This window comes from Microcoleus sp. PH2017_28_MFU_U_A (assembly GCF_020738035.1).
In the GTDB taxonomy this organism is placed as follows: Bacteria; Cyanobacteriota; Cyanobacteriia; order Cyanobacteriales; family Microcoleaceae; genus Microcoleus.
In genome coordinates, this window is sequence record NZ_JAEQCX010000211.1 from 1 (window position 1) to 6,641 (window position 6,641).

The 6,641-nt window shown below is 43.5% G+C and carries 7 protein-coding genes and 1 pseudogene; 6 read left to right on the forward strand and 2 right to left on the reverse strand.

All coding sequences use genetic code 11. From position 1 onward, the window contains the following. Together JGK14_RS33640 and JGK14_RS33645 are read left to right on the forward strand one after the other, a co-directional pair. Positions 1-938: transposase (locus JGK14_RS33640; RefSeq protein WP_325315999.1), on the forward strand; the 938-nt coding region annotated here is incomplete at its 5' end. A gap of 78 nt (positions 939-1,016) precedes the next feature. Continuing rightward, positions 1,017-1,195: pseudogene (locus JGK14_RS33645) on the forward strand (ISKra4 family transposase); the annotation flags it as partial. Positions 1,196-1,359: 164 nt separating this feature from the next. On the opposite strand, the gene JGK14_RS33650 reads toward JGK14_RS33645, so the two are convergent. Next, positions 1,360-2,403: an adenylate/guanylate cyclase domain-containing protein gene (locus JGK14_RS33650; protein ID WP_293199335.1), complete on the reverse strand. Its 1,044-nt coding sequence runs from the start codon at positions 2,401-2,403 to the stop codon at positions 1,360-1,362. 293 nt (positions 2,404-2,696) lie between these two features. On the opposite strand from JGK14_RS33650, the gene JGK14_RS33655 reads away from it, so the two are divergent. The 3 genes from JGK14_RS33655 to JGK14_RS33665 all read left to right on the forward strand — a co-directional run bounded on the left by JGK14_RS33655 (position 2,697) and on the right by JGK14_RS33665 (position 5,073). Continuing rightward, the gene (locus tag JGK14_RS33655) at positions 2,697-2,822 is read left to right on the forward strand and encodes a hypothetical protein (protein WP_293226787.1); all 126 of its coding nucleotides are present in this window, start codon (positions 2,697-2,699) and stop codon (positions 2,820-2,822) included. A 55-nt stretch (positions 2,823-2,877) separates the two neighbouring features. Next, positions 2,878-4,011: an SAM-dependent methyltransferase gene (locus JGK14_RS33660; RefSeq protein ID WP_293193905.1), complete on the forward strand. Its 1,134-nt coding sequence runs from the start codon at positions 2,878-2,880 to the stop codon at positions 4,009-4,011. Positions 4,012-4,293: 282 nt separating this feature from the next. Further along, positions 4,294-5,073: a photosystem II S4 domain protein gene (locus JGK14_RS33665; RefSeq protein ID WP_293187081.1), complete on the forward strand. Its 780-nt coding sequence runs from the start codon at positions 4,294-4,296 to the stop codon at positions 5,071-5,073. Between the two features lie 200 nt (positions 5,074-5,273). Here JGK14_RS33665 and JGK14_RS33670 read toward each other — a convergent pair whose 3' ends face one another. Further along, positions 5,274-6,062: an SDR family NAD(P)-dependent oxidoreductase gene (locus JGK14_RS33670; protein WP_293187082.1), complete on the reverse strand. Its 789-nt coding sequence runs from the start codon at positions 6,060-6,062 to the stop codon at positions 5,274-5,276. Positions 6,063-6,160: 98 nt separating this feature from the next. Here JGK14_RS33670 and JGK14_RS33675 point away from each other — a divergent pair, with 98 nt between their 5' ends. Then, a complete protein-coding gene (locus JGK14_RS33675) occupies positions 6,161-6,562 on the forward strand; it encodes a hypothetical protein (RefSeq protein WP_293187083.1) in 402 nt (133 codons plus the stop codon). Positions 6,563-6,641: the final 79 nt, after the last annotated feature.

Genomic DNA, 6,641 nt, shown 5'->3' on the forward strand with positions numbered 1-6,641 from the left:
TTATAGATGCTCTACACAATCAAATTCAGTCACCCGTAAAAAAAAAGCCGAGGACATATCGAAACAGAGCCAGAAAAGAATATCTAACCCTAGCAAAAAACCGCAAACCACGACGAAAAGAACGAACAAAAGCAATTAAAAAACAGCTCCAATATATCCACAGAAATTTGGCTAATATAGAGCGAATGGGTCAGCTACAGTTACTGACTAAATCTCATTATAAAATGCTGTTAGTAGTTGCAGAAGTCTACCGTCAACAATTGTCAATGTATGAAAAGAAAGAACATAGTATTCCCGACAGAATAGTAAGTTTAAAGCAACCACATATCCGCCCCAACGTCGCGAGGAAAAGCCGGGAAATCCGTTCCGCCCCAACGTCGCGAGGAAAAGCCGGGAAATCCGTTGAATTTGGGGCAAAACTGTCAGCCAGTTGTCGAAATGGGTACGTATTTTTAGACCGAATTAGTTGGGATAATTTCAACGAATCAGGAGACTTAAAAATACAAGTAGAAACATTTAAACAATTCACCGGATTTTACCCTGAATCAATTCATGTAGATCGGATATATCGAACGCAAGAAAATAGAGCTTGGTGCAAAGAAATGGGCATCAGAATGAGCGGTGTCCGTCTAGGAAGACCTCCCAAAAATCTGAGCAAAGCAATAAAAAAACAAGCTCAATCAGACGAGAGAATTCGTAACTTAATTGAGGGAAAATTTGGAGAAGCCAAAAGAAGATTCAGCCTCGGTAGAGTGATGGCTAAACTTAATAATACTTCTGAAACAAGCATCGCAATAACTTTTTTGGTGATCAATCTTTCTGCCCTGCTACGGCAGGCTTTTTGGCTTTTTTTCGGTCTATTTCATAACAAAAACCTTTTTGGATGTTTTTTTGCTCCAATCATTGGTAAAAGCTATGTTTCGGCAGAAAAAAATTGACAAAACTTATATTGCCGAGGCGATCTCGAATTCACTTATCTTTCTAAATGCTGTTTTCTGACTTTTTCAGCAAGCCCTAACTATGAGCAATTATCATCAGATAAGATTTGTTCCATAGGCTCGGGAGCGGTGGAATCGGCTGTCAAACAAATAGATAGAAGGTTGAAAATTTCTGGAGCTCAATGGTTGAAAAAAAATGTCATAACAAGATGCTAAAACTTCGTTGTGCTTACCTCAACGACCTCTTGGCTATTTGAGGCTTTTGCAAAACCGCTTCGCCCCTACACACATATTTGATAAACACAGATGTACCAGATTTTTCTTTAAGGATTGTCGATGTATTCGCACCCTACGAATAATGTTGCCATACCGTTGAATGCTTTAGTATCACAATAATTATATGCTCAGATTAATCTAAGTTTCACGATCCAAATATTTTCCGAATCCAATTCCGCAGCGCAGCCAATAAACCCATTAAATTCTTGAAAAACCCCTGCAAAAAAGAACTTTTCTCAACCTCGAAAATCTCCTCGATTTCCACCGGGAGCGGTGGCATTCCGACAACTTCGTAAAGCGGATATTCGCCGCTCTTTCCCGGGATTTTAACTGATACGCACTGGTTGACGATCGCCAAATCCTTGATTTCCTCATAAGTTTCCTCGGAAATCAGCAAACTTGTTCCCACTTGCTTGTTCGCAGCTTCAATCCGGCTGGCAAAATTTACCGCATCCCCGATCGCCGTTACTGTCTGATTTTTCTTGGCCCCCAGATTCCCCACAACCGCCAAACCGCAGTGAATCCCAATCCCAATCCGCAACCTGTGACTGTATAAAGTCTCAAAATACGGATTGAGTTTGTCCAATTCCTCCAGCATTTCCACCCCAGCCCTCACCGCTTGTTCGGCCGCCTTCTCTGAATTTTCCAACCCAAACAGCGCCATAAAACCGTCGCCCATATAATTATTGATCATCCCGCCGTTGCGGTTGATTACATAACCCATTTTTTGGAAATAGCGATTTAAAAGATAAATTACATCGTAGGGTAATAGCGATTCTGCAAAGGCGGTAAACCCTCGAATATCGGCAAACAAAATTGCAATTTTCTTTTCTTGACCCACAGGTGCAGAAATCAAGTTTCCGGCGATTTCGTCGTTAAAGGTTTCTAAGTCTTCAGAATCGATCGCCAATCTCCGCAAAATCACCTTCCCGCCCGCCACCTGTGTCTGACAAGCCAGCCTAATTTCCGGCTCTAGGCGCAGTTTGTTCGCGAGCTCATCTTCCGCTGAATTGCGGGGCGAGCAAAATTCCAAACCTTCGACTATCAAGACACGACAAGTCGAACACCGCGCACTACCACCACAGGCGTGGGTGTGGGGAATGCCGGCACGCAGGGAAGCTTCCAGAATTATATCGTCGTCGTCTATCTCGATCGCGCGATCGTCCGGCAGATAGTGAATCTGTGGCATATGTGGCGTTTCTAACTAAGTAGCGAGGCATGAGCGGACATCTGTTATTGCAGTGACTCTGTATGCAAACCCGGTTTTTCGACATCTTTTCTGCATTCCCTGATTGATTCAGTATAAGTCGCGATCGACATTAGCTTCTCGTGCCGTCACCTCAACCGCCAAACTCACTCAGCATTAAAATCGCGATCGCACAATGAAAACACCTCAATTATATGCCAAGTAAAGCCTTTGGAATCAAGCTCAAAGCTCAAAGCTCAAAGCTCAAATTAACTGACATAATTCTTAATAAATTTATGATAGCTCAAAACCCTTTAAATCCGTTATTAAATTCCCTGGAACCGCCAGATATTTTGAGAGTTTTGCAGGCTTTTTTCTTCCAAACCTTACTTGATAAGAGTTTGAGCTTTTTTGTTCCCTAAGGAGCAGCCAATTTGCTTGAGATAGAATAGCAGCATCTTTAAAACCCGTATAACCATGAGTTCATCAACAGCCCTACAAAACATCGAACAGCACATCCCGCTGGTGGGAAATATCCATCTCAAAAGTCCGATCGCCTATCGAGCAACCCGCGTCGCAGTCAGTGCGGTTAACGCGGTGCAAATGGCAGTAGCAGAGTCTTATATCAACGGCTTAGAAGTACCGGATTCTGTATTGCGAGGTCTTTTTGATACCTGTATGCCCGTCTTTTTTAAGTATTTTCCCTCTCTGCTCGCACCCTACGAATGGGTACTCAAAGAAACAGAACACACCGCGGAAGGCCCGCGAGATTTAATGAAACTTCAGTACGACTTACCTCAAGCCATGCTGAATCCCATGTTAGGCGAGAGCAAACTGATTTATCCCAAATACAGCATGGGATTGTGGGAAAAAGGAGCAGCCAACCTCGAACAATCTCAAATTCAGATGATTGATGATGTAATTGAGAAACTAGAGATTCAGGATGGCGATCGCATTTTAGACTTTGGCTGCGGTTGGGGCTGCGTTCCCAATTACATTCTTTCCAAATTCCCCAATGTCCAGTTTACTGGCATTAATCTCAGCCACCATCAATGCGAATATATGCGTCACAGGATGCAAGATCCCGACAGCTACCTCAGTTCAGGTCGATTTACCTTATTTGAAGGCGATTTGAACGACGCCCAATTCGATACCAAATTTGACAAAATTCTCTCGATCGGAGTTTTTTGTCATGTCGGTAATTTAACCAAAGCTTTTCAAAAGCTCTCCTCTTTCCTCAAAGATAACGGCCGCGCTTTCATTCACATCATCACCGTTCGCACCCCTAACAACATCTCCAGTGTTTTCACCCACAAATACATTTTCCCCCACGGTCGTTACTGGAAATACGATGCCGTTCCCAGCCACAACAAAGACCTCAAAACCATCAAACAATGGTATCTCAACGGTTACAATTACTCTACAACCTTTGCTAACTGGCTGAAAAACTTTGATGACTCTCAGGCGATAGTCAAAGATTTAGACTACGGCATCGACTATGCCAAATTCCGCAGAATCTGGCGGTTTTACTTGATTTGGTTTGTTGCTAATTTCGCCAGTTGCGATGGTGAATATAACGGCAACGGTCAATATTTAATGGTTCATTCCTAATCGCTGACATTCCTGGACGCATCAACCGAGTTTTTCAACACCCGTAATCCGTTAATGAGAAAATCTCACCTGTAGGGAAACGACACTGCCGTTTCCGGCGGGGAGTTAAAGCAATAACAGATAATTGTTGCTACGGTTATCAAACGTAGCAACAATTTTTAATAATTGGTATTATTTGACAATCTTAGACTATAATTAAAGTAGTGGGACTGCTAAAGAAGTAGACTTTTTAGTTGCTACACCAACGTTTGGCAATTTCAAATTAGAATCTAAAATTGACTGATGTTACAAAAAGAAGAACTGTTAAAAGGCATCGAAAACCGCGAATGTGTGGCGCGGGCATTAGACCAAGCTGAACAAGCAATTAAAACTTGGGAAGTTACTCTGACTGATTTTCTGTCGCCCCCGGAGTTGGCGGACACTCTGACGGTATTTAAGCGCTTAACTGATGTGGAATTAGTGGCTTGGGGTGGCTATCCCCAGGGTGAAAGGCAGAGAATTGCGATCGCCCGATCGGAAATCCCGATCGACTCTGGGAGTGTTAGCATTGCTGCGGTGGAGATAGCCGGCAATTTCCTGTTTGACACCGCCAGTCACCGCGACTTCTTAGGCGCAATGCTGGGTACGGGGATTGTCCGCGAAAAAACCGGGGATGTGATTGTCTTGGGGGAACGGGGCGCGCAGGCGATTGTCATGCCGGAGATGGTAGAGTATTTGGAGATGAGTTTGCAGCAAGTGCGATCGGTTCCGGTAAAAACTCGGCGCATTGAGTTGAGCGAACTAAAAATTAGAGAACCGAAAAAGAAAGAAATGACAACCGTTGAAGCATCGATGAGATTGGATGCTGTTGCTTCTGCGGGATTTGCCATGTCTCGCAGCAAAATGGTTGATTTTATTGACAGAGGGGACGTGCGAGTTAATTGGAAGGACATCACCCAAGCTAGTTATAACGTTAAGTCGGGAGATTTAATCGCTGTTACTGGTAAGGGAAGATTGGAAATTGGGGAAGTTATGATTACTAAAAAAGAACGCTATCGAGTGCAGTTAACTCGATATCTGTAATTTTGACCACATCGTTGAGTTAAAAGAAACCGGGTTTTTTACGATATTTAAGGTGACAACGAATTATTTCGAGAAAAACCCGGTTTCTGCCCACATCGTTGAGTTCCCACATCGTTGAGTTAAAAGAAACCGGGTTTTTTACGATATTTAAGGTGACAACGAATTATTTCGAGAAAAACCCGGTTTCTGGCCACCTTCAGTTATCCTGGCTTACGCTGAAATAGCTTGGCTATCGAGTTTACCAAAAGTTCTCGCGGCATAAATCGGGGCATATTTACGATGAGTGGATTGGGGAATCCGCCCGTCACGACGTTAGACTGATTTTTCTCTAAAGCTTTGAGTGCATCTCGCACTACTTCATCGGCGGGGACGAGTTTTTGCCCGCTGCTAGATGCTAGGGATGCCGGAAATTCTGCTGCTTTAAAAAAATCGGATTCTGTGGGGCCCGCACAAAGTGCTAAAACCCGAATTCCTAAATCTTTGTTTTCCGCCCAAAGTGCCTCGCTGAAACTCAAGACAAAAGCTTTAGTTGCTGCATAAATTGATAAATACGGCATCGGTTGAAAGGCTGCAATAGAAGCAACATTGATGATACTTCCCGATTTTCTATCCCGCATTCCCGATAAAAATAAGTGCGATAGTTCAACTAATGCTACAATATTCAGTTGCAGAATTCCTACTTGTTTTGCTAAAGGGCGATCGCCAAAAGCGCCATAATCCCCCAAACCCGCATTATTCACCAACAAATCAACCGTCCAACCTTTTTGAACAACCGCATCAAATACAGCAGTTGTGGCTCCTGGCGCAGTCAAATCTTGAACGATAATTTCGACCAAAATGTTGAATTGCTGTTGCAGTTTAGCAGCTAGCTGCTGCAATTTGGCTTCGGAACGAGCTACCAAGATTAGATTGTGCTGGCGTTGGGCTAATTCGATGGCAAAGGCTGCGCCTATTCCGCCTGAAGCACCGGTAATTAAAGCAGTTGGCATGAAGTTAATTTAGATTATTTGATTGGGGCTTTATATATTTTAACAATTATCTCGTCTAGCAGCCTGTAGAATAATTAAATAGGGAATAGGTGAGTTTTATGGGGCGTCTTACCGATCGAGCTTTTGACATTTTACGGGCCCAAGTTGACAAGTGCGCGGCTGATGATGCTCTAGCGGGTGGGGTTTACCGCAAGATGGTGATGAAGCGGCTGGAGAAATTGCGATCGCAAAACGGCACTTTCGCATCCAGAGAAGAAATCCGCGATACTTTCAAAGACGAATTTCCCAACTTCAGCGAAGAAGCTCTCAAAGCTGCTGTTAAAGCCAACCGCGCGCCCGGATTTTTTGATAAAATCATCTGGGTTGGCGGTTTGCTGGGTGGCGCAGCGGGGATAATTTGGCTGATTAACCTGCCTTTCCCGATGATTCGGTGGCCCGTGGCGAAAACTATGCCGATATTGCTGCTGCCGAGCTTTATTAGTATTATAAAACTTTATTAAGTTTGTAAGCAGTAGTAAGCAATAGTAGTATCATATAGTCAAAATGGTCAACTGAGAGAATTATTGCGATCGTCCAAAA

Excerpts from the sequence above, each read along its gene's own strand:
- JGK14_RS33670 (WP_293187082.1), bottom strand. The coding sequence starts at position 6,062 with ATGCCAACTGCTTTAATTACCGGTGCTTCAGGCGGAATAGGCGCAGCC.
- JGK14_RS33650 (WP_293199335.1), bottom strand. The coding sequence starts at position 2,403 with ATGCCACAGATTCACTATCTGCCGGACGATCGCGCGATCGAGATAGAC.
- JGK14_RS33660 (WP_293193905.1), top strand. The coding sequence starts at position 2,878 with ATGAGTTCATCAACAGCCCTACAAAACATCGAACAGCACATCCCGCTG.
- JGK14_RS33655 (WP_293226787.1), top strand. The coding sequence starts at position 2,697 with ATGATAGCTCAAAACCCTTTAAATCCGTTATTAAATTCCCTGGAACCG.
- JGK14_RS33665 (WP_293187081.1), top strand. The coding sequence starts at position 4,294 with ATGTTACAAAAAGAAGAACTGTTAAAAGGCATCGAAAACCGCGAATGT.
- JGK14_RS33675 (WP_293187083.1), top strand. The coding sequence starts at position 6,161 with ATGGGGCGTCTTACCGATCGAGCTTTTGACATTTTACGGGCCCAAGTT.